The sequence below is a fragment of the Paraburkholderia sp. J94 genome (genome assembly GCF_905220285.1).
In the GTDB taxonomy this organism is placed as follows: Bacteria; Pseudomonadota; Gammaproteobacteria; order Burkholderiales; family Burkholderiaceae; genus Paraburkholderia; species Paraburkholderia tropica_A.
On record NZ_CAJMZH010000015.1, the window covers coordinates 20,583 to 37,747 of the forward strand.

The 17,165-nt window shown below is 63.1% G+C and carries 17 protein-coding genes; 6 read left to right on the top strand and 11 right to left on the bottom strand.

Annotated elements, in window-relative coordinates:
- Window positions 1–15 precede the first annotated feature (15 nt).
- Window positions 16–1,503 (top strand): aldehyde dehydrogenase family protein, encoded by a 1,488-nt coding sequence (locus U4Y88_RS27930; RefSeq protein ID WP_321787721.1) that lies wholly within the window; start codon window positions 16–18, stop codon window positions 1,501–1,503.
- Between the two features lie 225 nt (window positions 1,504–1,728).
- Here U4Y88_RS27930 and U4Y88_RS27935 read toward each other — a convergent pair whose 3' ends face one another.
- The 4 genes from U4Y88_RS27935 to U4Y88_RS27950 form a co-directional block, all read right to left on the bottom strand.
- Window positions 1,729–2,913, bottom strand: coding sequence for an MFS transporter (locus U4Y88_RS27935; RefSeq protein ID WP_321787723.1), 1,185 nt, complete (start codon window positions 2,911–2,913; stop codon window positions 1,729–1,731).
- 11 nt (window positions 2,914–2,924) lie between these two features.
- Entirely contained in the window at window positions 2,925–3,152 is a 228-nt protein-coding gene (locus U4Y88_RS27940; RefSeq protein WP_321787725.1) for a tautomerase family protein, read from the bottom strand.
- Between the two features lie 73 nt (window positions 3,153–3,225).
- Window positions 3,226–3,963: an SDR family oxidoreductase gene (locus tag U4Y88_RS27945; RefSeq protein ID WP_321787727.1), complete on the bottom strand. Its 738-nt coding sequence runs from the start codon at window positions 3,961–3,963 to the stop codon at window positions 3,226–3,228.
- 35 nt (window positions 3,964–3,998) lie between these two features.
- Window positions 3,999–4,460: a cupin domain-containing protein gene (locus tag U4Y88_RS27950; RefSeq protein WP_321787729.1), complete on the bottom strand. Its 462-nt coding sequence runs from the start codon at window positions 4,458–4,460 to the stop codon at window positions 3,999–4,001.
- A gap of 182 nt (window positions 4,461–4,642) precedes the next feature.
- On the opposite strand from U4Y88_RS27950, the gene U4Y88_RS27955 reads away from it, so the two are divergent.
- Entirely contained in the window at window positions 4,643–5,542 is a 900-nt protein-coding gene (locus U4Y88_RS27955) for a LysR family transcriptional regulator (RefSeq protein ID WP_321787730.1), read from the top strand.
- Between the two features lie 191 nt (window positions 5,543–5,733).
- On the top strand, window positions 5,734–6,042 hold the full coding sequence (locus U4Y88_RS27960; RefSeq protein WP_224012841.1) for a hypothetical protein: 309 nt from the start codon (window positions 5,734–5,736) through the stop codon (window positions 6,040–6,042).
- A 189-nt stretch (window positions 6,043–6,231) separates the two neighbouring features.
- Here the strand turns inward: U4Y88_RS27960 and U4Y88_RS27965 are convergent, their stop codons facing one another.
- Both U4Y88_RS27965 and U4Y88_RS27970 read right to left on the bottom strand, forming a co-directional pair.
- Window positions 6,232–7,374, bottom strand: a complete 1,143-nt coding sequence (locus U4Y88_RS27965; RefSeq protein WP_224012840.1) for an MFS transporter — start codon at window positions 7,372–7,374, stop codon at window positions 6,232–6,234.
- 75 nt (window positions 7,375–7,449) lie between these two features.
- Entirely contained in the window at window positions 7,450–8,232 is a 783-nt protein-coding gene (locus tag U4Y88_RS27970) for a DeoR/GlpR family DNA-binding transcription regulator (RefSeq protein WP_415774512.1), read from the bottom strand.
- Window positions 8,233–8,579: 347 nt separating this feature from the next.
- Between U4Y88_RS27970 and U4Y88_RS27975 the strand changes: the two genes are divergently transcribed.
- Complete coding sequence (locus U4Y88_RS27975; RefSeq protein WP_321787734.1) at window positions 8,580–9,596, top strand: hypothetical protein; 1,017 nt, start codon at window positions 8,580–8,582, stop codon at window positions 9,594–9,596.
- A gap of 72 nt (window positions 9,597–9,668) precedes the next feature.
- On the opposite strand, the gene U4Y88_RS27980 is transcribed toward U4Y88_RS27975, so the two are convergent.
- Both U4Y88_RS27980 and U4Y88_RS27985 read right to left on the bottom strand, forming a co-directional pair.
- Window positions 9,669–11,462 carry a radical SAM protein gene (locus U4Y88_RS27980; protein ID WP_321787736.1) on the bottom strand — a complete coding sequence of 598 codons (1,794 nt, stop codon included), beginning with the start codon at window positions 11,460–11,462 and terminating at the stop codon, window positions 9,669–9,671.
- 242 nt (window positions 11,463–11,704) lie between these two features.
- The gene (locus tag U4Y88_RS27985; protein ID WP_321787738.1) at window positions 11,705–11,965 is read right to left on the bottom strand and encodes a DUF2798 domain-containing protein; all 261 of its coding nucleotides are present in this window, start codon (window positions 11,963–11,965) and stop codon (window positions 11,705–11,707) included.
- A 136-nt stretch (window positions 11,966–12,101) separates the two neighbouring features.
- Here U4Y88_RS27985 and U4Y88_RS27990 point away from each other — a divergent pair, with 136 nt between their 5' ends.
- Window positions 12,102–13,064: a LysR family transcriptional regulator gene (locus U4Y88_RS27990; RefSeq protein ID WP_321787740.1), complete on the top strand. Its 963-nt coding sequence runs from the start codon at window positions 12,102–12,104 to the stop codon at window positions 13,062–13,064.
- Window positions 13,065–13,193: 129 nt separating this feature from the next.
- The gene (locus tag U4Y88_RS27995; protein ID WP_321787987.1) at window positions 13,194–13,853 is read left to right on the top strand and encodes an NADPH-dependent F420 reductase; all 660 of its coding nucleotides are present in this window, start codon (window positions 13,194–13,196) and stop codon (window positions 13,851–13,853) included.
- Window positions 13,854–13,977: 124 nt separating this feature from the next.
- Here the strand turns inward: U4Y88_RS27995 and U4Y88_RS28000 are convergent, their stop codons facing one another.
- From U4Y88_RS28000 to U4Y88_RS28010, 3 genes are all read right to left on the bottom strand, one after another.
- Entirely contained in the window at window positions 13,978–14,925 is a 948-nt protein-coding gene (locus U4Y88_RS28000) for a helix-turn-helix domain-containing protein (protein ID WP_224012835.1), read from the bottom strand.
- Between the two features lie 212 nt (window positions 14,926–15,137).
- Window positions 15,138–16,043, bottom strand: a complete 906-nt coding sequence (locus tag U4Y88_RS28005; RefSeq protein WP_321787743.1) for a LysR family transcriptional regulator — start codon at window positions 16,041–16,043, stop codon at window positions 15,138–15,140.
- Window positions 16,040–17,119, bottom strand: a complete 1,080-nt coding sequence (locus U4Y88_RS28010) for an acetamidase/formamidase family protein (protein ID WP_321787746.1) — start codon at window positions 17,117–17,119, stop codon at window positions 16,040–16,042. The genes U4Y88_RS28005 and U4Y88_RS28010 overlap by 4 nt, the downstream gene beginning before the upstream one ends.
- Window positions 17,120–17,165: the final 46 nt, after the last annotated feature.

A 17,165-nucleotide genomic window follows, 5' to 3' on the forward strand; every position in this document is an offset into this window, starting at 1 on the left:
TCAAGGGCTAACCTCATGACCACCGTCACTCCCCTTCGCCGCGACCCTGGCAACGACCCGCTCGTGCTGCCCGCCGCCCTCGTGGCGGGCGCCACGCTGCACGCCGACGACGCCGAACGCGCCACGCCGATCCACAACGCCTCGACCGGCGAAACGATCGGCTGGCAGGAACACGCGAGCGCCGCGCAGATCGACGCCGCCGTGCGCGCCGCGCATGACGCGCTCGGCGCATGGCGCGCGACCTCGCCCGCCGCGCGCGGCAAGCTGCTGCGCAAGATCGCCGAACTGATCGAAGCGGACCGCGCGCGCCTCGCCGCGATGCAGATGCAGGTGAGCGGCAAGCCGCCGTTCGAAGCCGATCTCGACGTCAGCGACGCCATCGCCACGTTCACGTATTACGGCGACCTCTGCGCGGAGACCGGCGCGTTCGCGCCCGAAACGATCGCGCTGCCCGACGAGACCGTCACGGGCGAGCGCTACTACGAAGCGGTCGGCGTGGCCGCGCTGATCGTGCCGTGGAATTTCCCGATGGTGACGACCGCGTGGAAGCTCGCGCCCGCGCTCGCGGCGGGCTGCACCGTCGTGCTCAAGCCGTCCGAACTGACTTCGCCGGTCGAGCATCTGCTCGCGCAGATCGTCAGCGAAGCGGGCGTGCCCGATGGCGTCGTCAATCTCGTCAACGGCGGCGGCGACGTGGGCGCGCAACTCTCGGCGCATCCGCTCGTCGACAAGATTTCGTTCACGGGCAGCACGGCCGTGGGCCGCAAGGTGATGCAGACGGCGGCGCTGGACATGAAGCGCGTGACGCTCGAACTCGGCGGCAAATCGGCCTTGATCGTGCGCGCCGATGCGGACATCGATCACGCGGTCTCGCTCGCCGTGAGCGGCGCTTTCGCGAACGCCGGACAGATGTGCTCGGCGACGGCGCGCATTCTCGTGCAGGACGACGTCTACCGCAAATTCATGGCGGCGTTCGAAACGGCGGTGCGCGCGGTGAACGTGGGCGCGCCGGGCGCGGAGAACGTGTCGATGGGGCCGCTGATCTCGCAGGCGCAGCGCGCGCGCGTGCAGGCGCTCGTCGAGCAAGGCGTGGCGGCGGGCGCGCAGATCGCCTTCAGCGGCAACGCGGACAGCGCGCGCGGCGCGGGCTTTTTCATGGCGCCCGTGGTGGTGGCCGAGCCCGATGCCGATAACGTGTTGTGGACCGATGAAGTGTTCGGGCCGGTCGCGTGCGTGAAGTCGTTCCGCACCGACGACGAGGCGATCGCGCTCGCCAACGGCACGCGTTACGGGTTGGTCGCGACGGTCGTGACGCAGGACGTCGAAGCACAGCGCCGTTACAAGGCGGAACTGCGCGCGGGACTCGTTTGGGTCAACACGCCGCAATTGATCTTCCCGCAGGTGTGCTGGGGCGGAATGGGCTTGAGCGGTCTCGGGCGCGAACTGGGACTGGCGGGTTTGCGCAGCTATCAGGAATTGCGGCACACGGTGGCCGCAGTTTAGTCGGCTGGATTTGCTCCAGTGTTGTATGCGTGTTTGCGGCGCTCGCCCGGGTGGGGCGGCGCCGCTTTTTTATGACGTTGCGGAATCAACGTTATTGGATTGGCTCAAGATGCCAGCGGGATCGTCGCTAACCCGATTGCGATGATGACCTGGCCAATGGAGTCTCGACGTGCGTACTTCGCATGCTTTGAAACTACATCGCTCAGAACTAATCGGGTGCTCGGGCTAATTCCTTCTCAACAGAATGAGCGCCACTCCGGCTGTGCAGAAAACGACCATCGAGCTTGCCAGAAACACAGCATCAAGGCCGGCTCGACCTCCAATCCACCCGAGTGCCGGACTCCCGACCGCCATCGCGACATCGAGGAAGGCGGTGTAGATGCCCATTGCCAACCCACGGTTCTGCGAAGCCGTAGCCCTGACGGCTTCTACGCCGAGCCCGGGATAGACAAGCGAATAGCCAAAGCCTGCTATCGCTGCGCCTGTCGCCGCGACTAGCGACGTGTGTGCGAGCCCCATCACGAGCAAGCCAATCGCCTGGACAAATACGAATATCAGTGCGACTTTCGCGCCGCCAAGCTTGTCCGGAAGATGGCCGCCGACTGTGCGCGCGAACATGAGCGCAATGCCGAAGGCCGTGAATGCAAGCCATACGGGTTGCCAATGCATGTGGGCGTAGAACAGCGAACTGAAGGCGAGGATTGCGCAGTAACCAATACTGGCGAAAGCCGCCCCCATCCCCGGCAGCCAGACTGCGCGCAGCACCGCCCTCGCCGAAGCATGTTCGCTGGACGCATGCGGAGCCACACCCGGCATCGGCGCAACATAAATCAGAACCAGCATTGGCAGGAGCAATGTGGTCGAGGCGATCGCAACAAAACCGAACGAGTCGAACAGCATCGTTCCAATCGGACCGCCAAAAGCCATCGACGCAAACATGGCTGTGCCGACCCAGGCGATGACTTTACCGGCGTGTTCCCTGTCAACGAGAGCCAATCCCCACGATACTGCGCCCGTGATGATAAAGCTTTCCGCGCCGCCGAGAACCACGCGGCCCAGAAGCAAAATGGCGACCGACAAAACCGGCGTCTTCACGAACGCGAGAGACAGCAGATAGAGCACGCCTGCCGCGACGGCGGCGGCCAGTCCGGTTACAACGCCCTGCTTCGCACCATGCCGGTCAGCATACGCACCAGCCCAGATGCGCGAGACCAATGACGCTGCAAATTGAGCCCCTGCAACCAGTCCAACGACAAACGTATCGAAGCCCAGGTCGTTGTGAACATGCAGAGGAAGAACCGGCAGTGCGACACCGATAATCGCGAAGCCGACGAGGACGGTGGCCATGATAGGCATCAAGGTCACCAGAACCGAGCTTTCGCTCGGCTTGAGAGATTTTGAATCCAGCATCCAACGATTTCCTACATTTCATAGCCGGGCTTTTTCAGCAGAATGTCGGGGCGCACTTGAATGTCTGGAACATAGACCGCCTCTTTCCAACGACTCGGCTCGACTTCTTCAAACGCGATTGACACCGAGTCCGGCCCATTTCCCAGAATGGACACGATTTCCCGTGTAATCGCCACGGCTAGCGCATGCTTCTGCGCTTCGGTTTTTCCGGGCCATGCTTTCACAATGACGTGTGGCATGTGCTTACCTCAATGTGTTGATTCAGCGAAGAGGTGGCCACTGAACGGCCACATGGCAGCGCGATCATGACCATCAGGACATCTGACTTGTCGGACGAAACAGAATCTCGTTGATGTCGACGTCTTCCGGCTGACTGATAGCGAACTCGACAGCACGCGCAAAGGCGCTGGCAGAAATCGCTTTTTCGTAGGTCTTTGCCATGCCAGCAGCGACATCACTGTCCGTAATCGTGCTGGTGAGTTCAGTCGCCACGGCGCCCGGCGAGATGATTGTGGTTCGGATGTTCCAGGGTTTCACTTCCTGGCGCAGTCCCTCGGAGATGGCTCGCACCGCCCATTTCGTGCCCGCATACACCGAGCCGCCAGGACCGACCTTGTGACCCGCAACCGAAGACACATTGATAATCTGGCCGGACATCTGCTTCTGCATCTGCGGCAGCACCGCCGCGATGCCATACAGAACGCCCTTGATGTTAACGTCGATCATGCGGTCCCATTCATCGACCTTGAGCTTGTCGAGCATCGAACTCGGCATGAGGCCGGCGTTATTCAAAATCACATCGACGCGACCATGAAGGTCGATAGCGCGATCTACCAGCGCCTGGACCTGGTTGCGGTCGGTGACGTCTGTTTGCTGGATAGCCCGCGGATTAAGGCCAATTTCGCCCGCCAAGGCTTCGAGACGCTCAATGCGACGCGCACCGAGTACGACGTTGGCCCCTGCCTTCGCGAGGTAACGCGCGGTTTCAGCACCGAGACCACTACTGGCACCCGTAACTACAACGACCTTGTTTTCAATGCCTGATGACATGACACAGTTCCTTCTGGATTATTTGATTTGGATGACTATCGATATTCGTCTTCAGAGACCGGCTCAAGCCAATCCACGTTTTTACCGTCGACAACGTAAGTCATCGCGACATGGCTCATCGCGGTTGTGTCGGTCGCTCCATGCCAATGCTTTGCACCGGCGGGAATCCAGACAACGTCTCCGGACTCGATGACGCGACGCTCCTCGCCCTCCTCCTGTATCCACCCCATGCCCGACGTCACAATCAGAAGCTGCCCCGCCGGATGCGTGTGCCAGGTGGTTCGCGCGCCGGGTGCGAAATCGACAAGACCTACGTTCGCACGCGTGGAATCGTTGGGAGGAAGAAGCGGCCTCACGCGAGCATCGCCAGTAAAGTTGCCAGGCTTTCCTGCGACCGCCTGAACTTCCGCGCCATGGCGGATCTCGATGCCAGCCGCCATCGCCGCATTCGAGGCAATGCCTGCCGCTGTCGCGGCTGCTGCCAGTACATGCTTCATCGTTACCTCGTATTCATTCGGGTCAGGACGCGAGCTTCATCGCGCAACAAGCGCTCGGGCGACAGGTGTCGATTGAGACCTGCGCATCCTGTAGCCGCTGTCCCAGTGCCTCAAATGTAGGCGAGGCATTAATAAGAAACTAGGTGCTAAAATGAGATTGGACCTATAAGAGGAACTTCTCAATGGCGGCCGACAACCTGAATGACCTGGCGGCTTTCATGGTCGTCGCGCAGGAAAGAAACTTCACGCGTGCCGGAAAGCGCCTCGGCGTTTCCCAGTCAGCGTTGAGTCAAACTGTTCGCGCGCTGGAAGCGCGTCTCGGCATGCGTTTGCTGACGCGCACGACGCGCAGCGTTGTGCCGACCGAAGCCGGCGAACGACTCATGGCGTCCATCGGGCCGCGCATCGAAGAGATTCAGCGGGAGCTCATGGTACTGAGCGGATTGCGCGAAAAGCCGTCGGGCGTCATTCGGCTGACGGCCACCGAATACGCAGCGGAAGCTGTGCTCTGGCCTGCAATCGCAAAACTGGTTGATGAGTATCCCGACATCAAGGTCGAGGTGCTGATTGACTACGGCTTGACCGACATCGTGCGAGACCGCTTCGACGCTGGCGTGAGACCAGGCGAAACGATTGCGAAAGACATGATTGCGGTGCGGATTGGGCCGCCGATGCGAATGGCCGTAGCCGGGTCGCCAGAATACTTCTCCAGACGAAAGCCACCGCGAACTCCACAGGAGCTCACGAACCACGGCTGCATCAATCTTCGGCTATCTGGCCACGGCGGGCTCTACACGTGGGAATTCGAAAAACGCGGGCGCAAGCTGAACGTGCGCGTGGACGGTCAACTCGTCTTCAACAGCAGTCACCTCATTCTGCATGCAGCGATTGACGGGCGAGGCCTGGCCTATCTCACGGAAGGCCAAATGGCGCCGTATCTCTCGGACGGCCGGCTGGTCCGCGTACTGGAAGATTGGTGCGAGCCGTTTTCTGGATATCACCTTTACTACCCGAGCCGCCGTCAACCTACCCCCGCGTTCGCTCTGCTCGTTGAAGCGTTGCGATATTCCAGGTCAAAGTAGGCAACCGCACAGAGGCAATCCAGCGGATAGCCACAGCGCATGAATACACCGAGAGCCCGATTTCGCGGCGCGCTCGTTGCTCGCCCGCTGCGCGGCGCGTCCGCACAGCCGGTTTAGTTTGCCCACTGGACACCCATTGAGGAAGCCGTTAGCCTGAAAGTGTTTCGCGACCCGACGTTAAGGAGCTGCACATGCAAGTGAGCACCGACACCCTGGTTGAAATGCTGCGTGAAGTCGAAGCCGAGGACCCCATAGACTATGCGGACTTGCCGTTTGGCGAGGAAGAACTCAGGCGTCTTGTGATGAGCTCCCTCGTAGAACGGCACCATGTTGTCGAAGAGGGCATGCCGGCCTCCGATATCCACGCGCTGTACCTTCTCAGCACCGCGAAGCTCGTTCTGGAAAATACCGTGCTGCACGCGCGGCTGTTGTTACTGCAAGGACAGCAGGTCGACGTTCAGTCGCTTCTCGCACCGTTCACGCTAAAGGGGCGCAGGTAGTCCGAATCTCCATTCGAACGATTACCGCGCACCCCAACTGCGGTTTCATCGAATTCCGGGGCTACCCGGCGCCCCATGATTATGTGAGCGGCGGCATCGATAACGCCCATCGCTACGCCAGCATGCGTGTTTGCGGCGCTCGCCCGGGCAGGGCGGCGCCGCTTTTTACTTTTTGGTTCGATATCCGAATTATTGCTTGGCGTTCGCCGTCACCAGCGTCGCGCAACACGGCACGATGCACAACAAACCCAGCAGCACCCAGAACGCCGTCTCCAGTCCCACGGCCTTCGCCACGAACCCAACGCCAGCTGGCCCGACCAGAATGCCCGCGTAACCCGTGGTGGTAATCGCAGCAATCGCCATCGCGGCCGGCATCGCCTGTTGCGAACCCGCACGGCGGAACAGCACCGGCACGATATTCGCCGCACCGAGGCCGATCAGCAGAAAGCCCCCCAGCGCCAGCGTCGCGAGCGGCGACAGCAGCACGACCGCGAATCCCGCCACCGCCACCGCGCCGCCCCAGATCAGCGTCGCGCGGTCGCCGATGCGCGCGGTCACGGCGTCGCCGGTCAGGCGGCCCGCCGTCATCGCAATCGCGAACAGCATGTAGCCGAGGCCGCCCTGTGCGGCGTTCACGAGCCCCTTGCCCGTGATGAGCAGCGCGCTCCAGTCGAGCAGCGCGCCTTCGGCGAGAAACGTGATGCCCGTGAGCGCCGCGATCAACAGCACGATGCCGCGCGGCGTGACGAACAGCGGCCCGCCCGCCACCTGCTTCGATCGCATCAAACGCGGACGCGCCACGAGCATCGCCGCCAGCATCAGCACCGAGCACAGCAGCGTGCCTTCGAGCGCGCCGACATGCATCGAGAGCAGAAACGTCATGAACGTCGAGCCCGCGAAGCCGCCCACGCTGAACAGCGCGTGAAAGCCCGACATCAGCGGCCGTTGCGCCGCGCGTTCGACCTCCACCGCGTGCACGTTCATGGCGACGTCGAGAGAGCCGAGTGCCGCGCCGAATGCGAGCAGCGTGACGCCGAGCGCGAGCGGCGTAGCCGCGACGGTCAGCAGCGGCAGGATCACCGCGAGGCCGACGCCGCTCGTCACGATGATCGGCTTGCTGCCGTAGCGCGCGCTCAGCGCGCCGGTGACCATCATCGCCGCGACCGAGCCGAGGCCGATGCACAGCAGCAGCATGCCGAGCAGGCCGTCGTCCACGTCGAGCCGGTGCTTCGCGAACGGCACCAGCGGCGCCCAGCACGCAATGCCGAATCCGGCGACGAGAAAAGCCAGCCGCGTCGCGAGACGCGTGGCGGGACGATCGGCGAAATCCATCGGAACAGGCTCCATGCGATGAGGTTGGGTGGCTTGATGGGTGGCTAGATGGGCGACTGGATGCGGGCGGACGCTTCAGCGTTCGTCGGGGCGTTCGGCCTTGATGACGACCGTGCCCGCCTTCGTGAGCGCCTTGATTTGCGCGGCGGGCGCGTCGTGCTCGACGATCACGTTCGCGATCTCGTCGATGGCTGCCACGCGGTGCGCCGCCGTCTCGCCGAGCTTATCCGTGGTGCTGAGTATGGTTGCGTGGCGGCTGCGCGCGAGCAACGCACGCTTGAAACCGGCGTCGGCGAACTCGAACGCGCTCACGCCTTCTTGCGGCGCCACGGCGCACGCGCCCAGAAAACAGCGGTCGATGTTCATCTGCGCGACGGCGGCGACCGCCGCCGCGTCGACGCTGCCGCCCACCACCGGGTCCACGCCGCCGCCCACCATGATCAGCGCGATATCGGCGCGCCGCAGCAGCGCGGCGGCGACGTCGATGGAATTGGTGGCGACGGTGAGATCGTGGTCTTCGGGCAGCGCGTGGGCGAGCGCGAGATGCGTGCTGCCGCTGTCGAGAAACAGCAACTCGCCGCGCCCGATCTGCGCGACGGCGGCGCGCGCGAGCGCCGCCTTGCGCTCACGCGCGGCGTCCATGCGCGCGGACATGGGCGCCGATGCGGGCGAAACGGGCAGCGCGCCGCCGTAGACGCGGCGGCAGCGCCCTTCGGCGGCGAGCGCACGCAGGTCGCGGCGGATGGCGTCTTCGGAAACGCCGAATTCAGCGGCGAGCGTGGCGGCCACGACGGACTCGCCGGCGCTCAGGCGGCTGGCGATCAGTTCACGGCGGGCAAGCGGAATATCCTCGTTCATGCCCAATGATATCGTGCAACAACGAGAATGTAAACGTGCACAAACGTGCATATCGGCTGCACTTGTGGCTGCACGGCAAGCAGGCAACACCGATCCCGCTGCCGCCTCGTAAAACGATTACAGCGCGCACTGCGTACGGCGCCCCACATAGCCTTATTTTTTTCAGTCGAGCACACACATCGACGTCGGCTAGGATGGGGCAAGTGATAAAAATGCCATACCGCTCCATTGCTTAATGCCGCACCCGATTAACCGATGAGAGCGCGAATCCGCTTTTCACGCGCGACAAATCAACGCTCAAACTCACGCTGGCCTGCTATCCAATACTGGCGACAAGGGGAAATCGCATGTTTGGAGATTTCATCGGGTTCGCAAGACACGTCCGACGCAGCGAAGGCGTCAAGAATGCGCTCAATACGCCAACGCGGCTTTCCCTGCACGCGGTGCAGCGCCTCAACCGCGGTCACTTCGCCATCGAGATCCGGGCGGATTCCGGCTTTTTCTCCGTGATGCAGATTGTTTTATGCATCCTGCTGTACTGCGATGAAAAACATCTGAAGCCCGTCATTTCCGCGCGCGGCGGCAGTTATGGCGATGCGCAAGGCAAGATCGACTGGTTCGCCGAATGCTTCGAAAACCTCGCACCTGCATCGATGGCCGCGAGCCCGCGTTTGCGAACATCCGTCGTGCGCGATCTCGGCGATCTGGGTTTCCGCCGGTATGAACACGGCCTCGGTCTCGAACGCGCGAGTACGCTATTCCTGTCGAATTATCGACCCGCCGAATCGATCCGCGAGGAAGTCGATCAGATTCGCCAGCGGCTGGATATCGGCGCGTCGACACTTGCCGTTCATTTTCGCGGCACCGACAAGCGCTTCGAAGCCCATACGATCGAACGGGACGCGTTTTGCCGTCTGGTCGAGAAAACGCTCGCCGACGAACCCCACCTCACCAATCTCTTCGTATCGAGCGATGAGCCGGCGTTTCTCGACTTCTTCGTGAATTGGGGATTCGCCGTGCCGGTCAGCGTCGCGCCCGCCACGCTGCTTGCGAGCGGTGAGAAGCCCGTTCACTTCAGCGGCCATCCAGGACTCGCGATCGGCCGCGAAGCGCTGGTCACGAGCCTGCTGCTCGCCCAATGCGGATCGCTGATCAAGACGCCGTCCTATCTCTCGGCGTGGTCGAAGATATTCAATCCGTCGCTGCGAGTGAAACTCGCCGTGCCGCCGCGTCAAGATGCTTTCTGGTTTCCCGATAGTCAGATCTGGAACGAGCAGATGAATCACGGCAGCGATCGCGTCATTCACGAAATCGAATCCGCCAGTGCCGAATTGCCCTTTGCGGGCAACCGGACGATCGCTTGAGTGCGTGAGTGCGCGCGCGCCGGTATCGGCGCGATTACCTGCTCAGTTGGGAGCATTGAGCCGCCAAAAAAATCACGCGGCAGTCGGCCCCGTCGAGCGGATGGCAATACGCCGGTGGTGGACCGCCAGCGCCGCCTCGCCACCGCTCGTAGCGTGAAAGAGCCCAAGCTGCTCGAACTCCTCGTCCTGTAGCGGCGTGATAGCGAGATCCGTGTAGGCGTAGCGATCCGCCGACTTCATGACTGCCCGGAGCGTCGTCTCTGTCTTCAGGTAGAAGCGCAGATACTTGCCCGCCTTGACAACGGTCTCGCTCCAGTAGCGCGGATAGAAGCGAAGCGGCGATTCGACAGGCAGCCCCCAACGGCGATCTCGGCGATGTTTCATTCGCAGCGCGCCGCCTTCGAGCGGATGCACGCCCTCGTGTTCGATCATCAGTCTGAACCAGGCGATGGTCCGCATGATCGTCTTCGGCCGGCCATTCGGAATCTGCGCGGCGCGCTTCACGATCGTGCGAATGTGCTCGTACGAGTAAAACGCGCTCCATGCGCACCGATACGCTTCTTCCCATTCGGCGTCCGACATTTTCGGATGATGCGTGACGCGATGATTGGTATCGTATTTATTGATGTCCGGGTCCATCCACTCGCCGTTCTTCACCATCGTCTGATGGTCCTCGGAACCCGGTAGCGGCGTGAGCATGAAGAATTCGAGAATGTCGATCGGCAATTCGCGCTTGATGATTTCGATGTCGCGCAGAATCGATTCTTTCGTGTCCGCCGGAAATCCGATGATATAGCCCGCGTAGGTAATTGCGCCGTGCGCGCGCCACTTCTGGAGCATGGCGCGGTATTCGGTGATCTTGTTTTGCCGCTTCTTCGCGGCAATCAGATTCTCGGGATTGATATTCTCAAGCCCGATGAATACGCGGCGCACACCCGCGCGCGTCGCCTTCTCAATGAAGTCGGGAATCTTGTGACAGAGCGTGTCGACCTGGATCGTGAAGCCGCAGTGAATGCCCTGCTTTTCGCGAAGTTCGATTACGCGATCGAGCAGGATTTCCCAGTCGTGATTACGAGCGAAATTATCGTCCGTGATAAAGAACCGGTCGATGCCCTGTTTGGCATTCTCGCGAATGATTCTTTCCAGATCGTCAGGCGTGCGAAAGCGGCTCTTATGCCCCTGCACGTTAATGATCGTGCAAAACGAACACTGATACGGACAACCCCGACCGAGATCCACCGAGGTATAAGTGCCTGCCGTGCGTTCGATATGCTTGCGCGGCAAAAAAGGCTGGGGCGCGCCTTCGAGCGTGGGCAACGCGTCCATGAAGTTGTACAGCGGCTTCATGGCCCCATTCCACGCGTCGCGCAGCACCTCGTCGAAACGCTGCTCCTCGGCCTCGCCCGCAAACAGTGCCACACCCATCGCCTGCGCTTCCTTCAGCTCGGCGGTCATCTCGGGCAGCATGGAGATGCAGCCCGAAACGTGGAAGCCGCCGATCGCTACCGGCAAGCCCGCGGCGCGAAACTGACGCGCGAGGTCGAGCGCGCGCGGGTACTGGTTCGACTGAACGCCGACCAGCCCGATCATCGCTCTCCCGCCCTTTGATTTCAGGTCGCGAATCACGCGCGCCGGCCACACGCGCTGATTGGTCTCGTCGCAGGTTTCGATTTCGATATCGACGCCAGCGCCCAACACGTTTCGCTTTCGCGCGTCATCGGCGAGCGCATACATGCAGGCGAGCGTGTTGGACGGCATGACCGAGCGGAGCCACTGAATCGGGTAGCCGTCGTCGTCGTAATGGGTCGGCTTGATGAGGACGAGCGTGAATCGACAATCTTTAGAGGTCGCGTACGTCGTGTCCATGGTCTGCACTGTCGGCCCTGTCTGGAAGTCACAAAACAGTCAAGATCGCCCATCTTCCATTTGGAATTCGCGCCCCATTGTCGATGAACAGCGCAGCAGAGCTATCGGACGAAAGTCCTATTGTGCTGCCAGAAAAAAAGTGGCAACGCATTGAGTCGTCATGTAAACGTTCCCGGGGTTACAGCGAATAAAAGAACATCTGCATTGCCATTCCGCTTTCCGTGCAGGTCCAACGTGCAGGCTCAGCGCGCATGCACCGTCCACGCCACCAGCCGGGCCACAACCGGACGCACGATCAGCACGCAGACAAACGCCGATGGCATCGCCACCCGATACGCATTCATCACGTTTTCCATGTAATGCGCGTCGATACCAAACTCGGCGACCGTAATCACGAGACACATGAGAAACGCCATGATAGTCGCCATATAAAGCGCGAAAACATAAGGCGTAGCGGCGATGGGAAAGCGAATACTGCGGGCTTGCATCAATTCATCAGGCATGAATTCGACCTCTTTAGCGTGAGCTGTTTAACGGACGGTCAGCGTAACAAGCCGGTCCATCCATCACTAGCCGCGAGAGACTTGATTCATTTATAAGTAAAATTTACGAAATAGCCGATGAGAGCGACACAGGACGATGGATATTCTCGGGTTGATCAACTGCTTCATCCGCGTCGTGGAGACCGGAAGCATTGCGGCGGCGGCGCGCGCGCAAGGCGTCAGCGCAGCCGCCGTGAGCCAGAGCATCGCGCGGCTCGAAACACACCTGGGCGTGCGCGTGCTGTCGCGAACCACACGCAGCATGGCGCTGACCGAGAGCGGTGCGCGTTACTACGCGAAGGTGCGCCATATTCCGGGCGATATCGATCTGGCCTCGCAGGCGGCAACGGTCGAGGCCGCGCCGCAAGGGTCGCTGTGCGTCGCCACGACGGCGGCGTTTGGCCGCCACGTGCTCGCGCCGCTGATGCCCGGTTTCAAGGCCGCTTACCCGCGCATCGACCTTGAACTCATCAGCACCGACCGGTCCGTCGATCACCGGCTGGAGGGCGTCGACGTGAGTATCCGCATCGCCGCGCAACTCGACGATCGGCTGGTCGCCCGGCGAATCGCGTCAAGACCGTTTCTGTTCTGTGCGTCGCGCTCGTATCTGAACCAGGCGGGCGTGCCGCTCACGCCCGAGGATCTGAAACATCACGCCTGCGTCGTCTTCCGGTATCCGACCGATGGCCGTTTCCTGCCGTGGGGATTCGTGCGCGAAGGCCGGCGTTTCGACGCGCCCGTCAACCCGGCGTTCATCTGCGACGACATCGATATGCTCGCGCAAATCGCCACGAACGGCGGGGGAATCGCGCGGCTCGCGAGCTTCGTGGCGCAACCGCTGATCGACAGCGGCAAGCTGGTCACGCTGTTCGAGCCACGCGACCTGAGCCTCGTCCATGCCGAACCCGAGCCGATGGAACTCTATGCCTGCGTCGCCGAGCGATCCGCGATGAATGCCAAAGCGAGAGCCTTCATCGCGTATGTCGAGCAGGCGTTGGAAAGCCAGATGGATGCAGTTGGAGCACGGTTTGATGCGCTCGGCCCGCCTGGCGTTGAATGACCGCGTCGGGAGAAATTTAAGGGAACCGGATGGGCTAAATCGAAGCGCTCGCCGCCACGCCCGATGCCCGAAGCAAGTTGACACACCGTCAACCTCACCGCCATTTATCCACGCTCGCCCGCCACGTAAATTACTCGCTCACACACAACTCCAGCGAGGAGCGAACGAATGAACATTACCGTGGTGGGTTACGGCAACGTGGGCAAGGCGATGGTCAAGCAGCTTACCGCGGCGGGCCACGCCGTCACCGTGACGGGACGTCAACTGAGCGGCGCGCGCGATGTCGCGCAAGCGCATGGCGCGAACGCGGCGCCGCTCTCGTCCGCGGCATCGCAAGCCGAAATCGTCGTGCTGGCCGTGCCTTACGACAACGCCGCCGCCGCGCTCGCGGAACTCGGCGCGCTCGACGGCAAGGTGCTCGTCGACGTCACGAATCCGCTCACGAGCGACTACATGGGTCTCACGCTCGGTCACACCACGTCGGCGGGCGAGGAAATCGCCAGGCTCACGAAGGCCCGCGTCGTCAAGGCGTTCAACACGCTGTTCGCGCAGGTGCTCGATGGCGGCGCCGAGTTCCCGTCGCAGGCCGCGAGCGTGTTCGTCGCGAGCGACGACGCCGACGCCAAGGCGCAAGTCGCCGCGCTCGGCGAATCGATGGGCTTCGCGATCGTCGACGCGGGCGGTCTCAAGAACGCGCGCTACCTCGAAAGCGTCGCGGGCCTTAACATCTATCTCGGCTACGGCGCGGGACTCGGCGTGCAGATCGCGCCCACCTGGATCAAGCGCTAACGCAAGCCTCGGCGGCTCACGCCAACCGCAACGCCGCCGCCAATCAAAAACGCCGCGTTTCCCCAGGGAAACGCGGCGTTTTCATATCGACACCGCTATGCCGCGCAACCGCGAGCGGCCCGCCTCACAGCCCCGCGCGCCGCCGACACTCGCGCGGCGTCATATCGAAACGCGCACGGAATGTGCGGCTGAAATGCGCGGCGTCGTTAAAGCCCCAGCGAAAGCAGATCTCCGACACCGACAACGCGCGATGCGCCGGACTCCTCAAGTCCTGGCTGCAGCGTTCGAGCCGCTTGTCGCGCAGATAGCCCGTAAAACTCAGGCCCACATCGGCGAACAGCTTCTGCACATAGCGCGACGACACGCGATGCTGGTCCGTGATCTGATTCAGCGAGAGATCGGCGTCGCCGAGTTGCCGGTCGATCGACTCGCAAATACGCAGAAAATGCGCGGTGCGCCGATGATCGCCGAGTCCGGGCGTATCGAGCAGGCGCGCGAGACTCGCGGTCAGAAACTCGGCCAGCGCGACTTCCACGGGATGCAGGTCGCTCGCCTCGAACGACTCCAGTTCCTCGCCCACCGCCTGCAGCATGCCGCCCAGCACGCGCGTGAGCCCCGCGTTGCCGGGCAGGATCCCGCACGCAAGCAGGCGCGGATCGACGAGTCGCGGCGGCAGCAGCGTCATCGGCACGCGCACGTAGAGCAGGCGGAAGTCGGCGCAGAGTTCGAGCGTCGAATCGCGGCCGCACGGGCCGTAGAGCATGTCGCCGCGCGAAACTTCCACGCGCTCGCCCGATTCGAGAAACACCGACTGCCCGTCGAGCAGCAGCGCGAGCCACAGCGCCGCGTGATCGTTGCGCGCGCTACCGGAAATGGTCAGCGGCGTCGCGCGCACGCGCGAAAATTCGATACCGACCGGCGACTCGATGCCCACCACGTCGCCGCTGAAGTGCTCGTCGACCGGCATCATGCTCGACGGCAGACAGACCGTATCCATCGCCTCGCGCCACACGTGCGACCGCTGATCGGCCGTACCCGCTTGCGTGGAAAAATGCCAGGACTTCAGCGACATGCATAGCCTCCGCGTGAACATTGATGCAGATCAAGCTATGCAATTGTCGCGCCAGCGTGAACAACGGTTTTCGGCGTATTGGCGTGCGTCGCGGCCGCCGATTGTCCGCCGATTGCCCCAAACGGGCGTCTATGCGTTCCGTATGAGTGCATGCCTCGCACCGTGCTGAACGCGCTCGCGGTTCGCGTATGCCGTCCGCGTATGCCTCGCACTTATGCCGTCCACGGCGCGCCCTGCCACTGCTCGGCGAGATAGTCGATCGTTACGCGCGTCTTGGCGGGCAGCTGATGGCGGCTCGGATACACGGCGTAGATGCCGATCGGCGCGGGCGCGAACGATTCCAGCACGCTCACCAGCGTGCCGCGCGCGAGGCTGTCCATGACGAGAAACGCGGGCTGGAGCACGAGGCCGAGGCCCGCTTCGGCGGCGGCCACGCAGGTTTCGCCGTTGTTGGCGGTCATCGCCGGATGCGGGCGGCCCATCTGCTCGCATCCGGTGGCGTGGTCGAGCAGACGCCATTCGCCGCGCTCCGCGACGTGTCCGTAAGCGATCGAGCGATGCGCCGCGAGGTCGGCGGGCGTGTGCGGCACGCCGTGCTGCGCGATATACGACGGCGACGCGCAAATCACGAGCGGCGTGCTCGCGAGGCGCCGGTGCACGAGCGACGATTCGGCGGGCCGCGCGATGCGGATGGCGAGATCGATGCCCTCGGCCACGATATCGACGAACGCATCGGACAGCGCGATGGCCGGCCGCACGTCGGGCGCGCGCACGAGCAGGCCCGGCCAGAGCGGCGCGAGATGCTTGATGCCGAAGCTCACGGGCGCGCTGATGCGCAACTCGCCCGACGCGTGCTCGCGTTCGCCCTGAGCCGCGCGTTCGGCGTGATCGAGCTGCGTGAGAATCTCGCGGCACGAACGGTAATACGCCTCGCCCGCCGCCGTAAGCGCGATCTTGCGCGTGGTCCGATGCAGCAGCCGCGCGCCGAGTCGCGTTTCCAGTCCCTGAATCGTGCGCGAGACCAGCGCGCGCGAAATGCCCTCGGTGTCGGCGGCCGCCGCGAAGCCGCCCGAGTCCACCACGCTCACGAACGCTTCGATCTCGCGCAGCCGGTTCACTTCTTGCCGAGCTTCGGGAAGATGCCGCGCGGCAGGCGCACGTGCGCGCCGAGCGTCGCATCCACGACCTGCGTGATGCCGACGTCGCCCGCCACGCTCAGCAGCGAATAGGCGTCGTTGCGCGACAGGCCGATGTGATCTTCGAGCAGTTGCATCGTGTCGAGCGTCGCGTTGCGCAGCGCGCGGTCGAGTTGCGGATCGAAGCCGTGCACGATCCAGCTATCGGCAGTTTCGAGCAGCGGCGTCGGGAACGCGAAATCCTTGCGCAGCACGATCTGCATCGTCACGTTCAGCGAGGACTCGATGGCCGTGCCGCTGATCTCGCCATCGCCCTGCGAAACATGCGGATCGCCGATCGAGAACAGCGCGCCCGGCACCTGCACCGGGTAATACATGGTCGCGCCCGCGCCGATGCGCCAGTTGTCGATATTGCCGCCGTGGCGGCCAGGCGGAATCGTGCTCACGCGTCCATCGACCGCCGGCGCGACGCCCGCCGTGCCCAGATGCGGCCGCGCGGGCACGCGCACGCCGTCGAGCGCCGTCTCGCGGTCGCAGACCGGGCAATTCGTGATCGTGCCCGGCGTCATGTATTTGCCCTTGAAATCGTAGGCGTAGAGCGCCGAGGCGTGATTCGCGCCCTCGTCCAGTTCGTAGATCGTCACGCGCTCCTTCTCGCCCATTTCCTTGTAGAGCCAGCCCCAGTTCGCCGCGAGATTCGAGCCGTAGCGGCAGCGCGGCGTGAGGTTCAGGAAGCGCACTTCGAGCATGTCGCCCGGCTGCGCGTCGGCGACATAGATCGGGCCGGTCATGATGTGCACGCCGGGATTGCGGTCGTGCTCGGGGATCGCGCGCCATAGCGCGTGCAGCGCTTCGTCCATCATCAGCTCGGGCGCGTCGCCCGCGTGGTGCGTGACGGCTTCGGCGTAGACGAGGTCGCCGCTGCGCACGGTCAGCGCGGGCGCGAGCGAGGCGTCGAAGTAGCCCCAGTGAACGTTCTCGCGCGTGGCGCGCAGCGTGTGCAGCGCGCCCGGTTCGACGCGCTCGCGCGCGGCGGCTTCGGAGGAAATCAGTGCCATGGAAGGTCCGTTTCGGTGAGCGGGAAAGGAATAGCTCGAAGATCGA

Excerpts from the sequence above, each read along its gene's own strand:
- U4Y88_RS27980 (WP_321787736.1), bottom strand. The coding sequence starts at position 11,462 with ATGGACACGACGTACGCGACCTCTAAAGATTGTCGATTCACGCTCGTC.
- U4Y88_RS27940 (WP_321787725.1), bottom strand. The coding sequence starts at position 3,152 with ATGCCACACGTCATTGTGAAAGCATGGCCCGGAAAAACCGAAGCGCAG.
- U4Y88_RS27960 (WP_224012841.1), top strand. The coding sequence starts at position 5,734 with ATGCAAGTGAGCACCGACACCCTGGTTGAAATGCTGCGTGAAGTCGAA.
- U4Y88_RS27965 (WP_224012840.1), bottom strand. The coding sequence starts at position 7,374 with ATGGATTTCGCCGATCGTCCCGCCACGCGTCTCGCGACGCGGCTGGCT.
- U4Y88_RS27945 (WP_321787727.1), bottom strand. The coding sequence starts at position 3,963 with ATGTCATCAGGCATTGAAAACAAGGTCGTTGTAGTTACGGGTGCCAGT.
- U4Y88_RS27930 (WP_321787721.1), top strand. The coding sequence starts at position 16 with ATGACCACCGTCACTCCCCTTCGCCGCGACCCTGGCAACGACCCGCTC.
- U4Y88_RS27970 (WP_415774512.1), bottom strand. The coding sequence starts at position 8,232 with ATGAACGAGGATATTCCGCTTGCCCGCCGTGAACTGATCGCCAGCCGC.
- U4Y88_RS27975 (WP_321787734.1), top strand. The coding sequence starts at position 8,580 with ATGTTTGGAGATTTCATCGGGTTCGCAAGACACGTCCGACGCAGCGAA.
- U4Y88_RS27990 (WP_321787740.1), top strand. The coding sequence starts at position 12,102 with ATGGATATTCTCGGGTTGATCAACTGCTTCATCCGCGTCGTGGAGACC.
- U4Y88_RS28010 (WP_321787746.1), bottom strand. The coding sequence starts at position 17,119 with ATGGCACTGATTTCCTCCGAAGCCGCCGCGCGCGAGCGCGTCGAACCG.
- U4Y88_RS27935 (WP_321787723.1), bottom strand. The coding sequence starts at position 2,913 with ATGCTGGATTCAAAATCTCTCAAGCCGAGCGAAAGCTCGGTTCTGGTG.
- U4Y88_RS28000 (WP_224012835.1), bottom strand. The coding sequence starts at position 14,925 with ATGTCGCTGAAGTCCTGGCATTTTTCCACGCAAGCGGGTACGGCCGAT.
- U4Y88_RS27985 (WP_321787738.1), bottom strand. The coding sequence starts at position 11,965 with ATGCCTGATGAATTGATGCAAGCCCGCAGTATTCGCTTTCCCATCGCC.
- U4Y88_RS27955 (WP_321787730.1), top strand. The coding sequence starts at position 4,643 with ATGGCGGCCGACAACCTGAATGACCTGGCGGCTTTCATGGTCGTCGCG.
- U4Y88_RS27950 (WP_321787729.1), bottom strand. The coding sequence starts at position 4,460 with ATGAAGCATGTACTGGCAGCAGCCGCGACAGCGGCAGGCATTGCCTCG.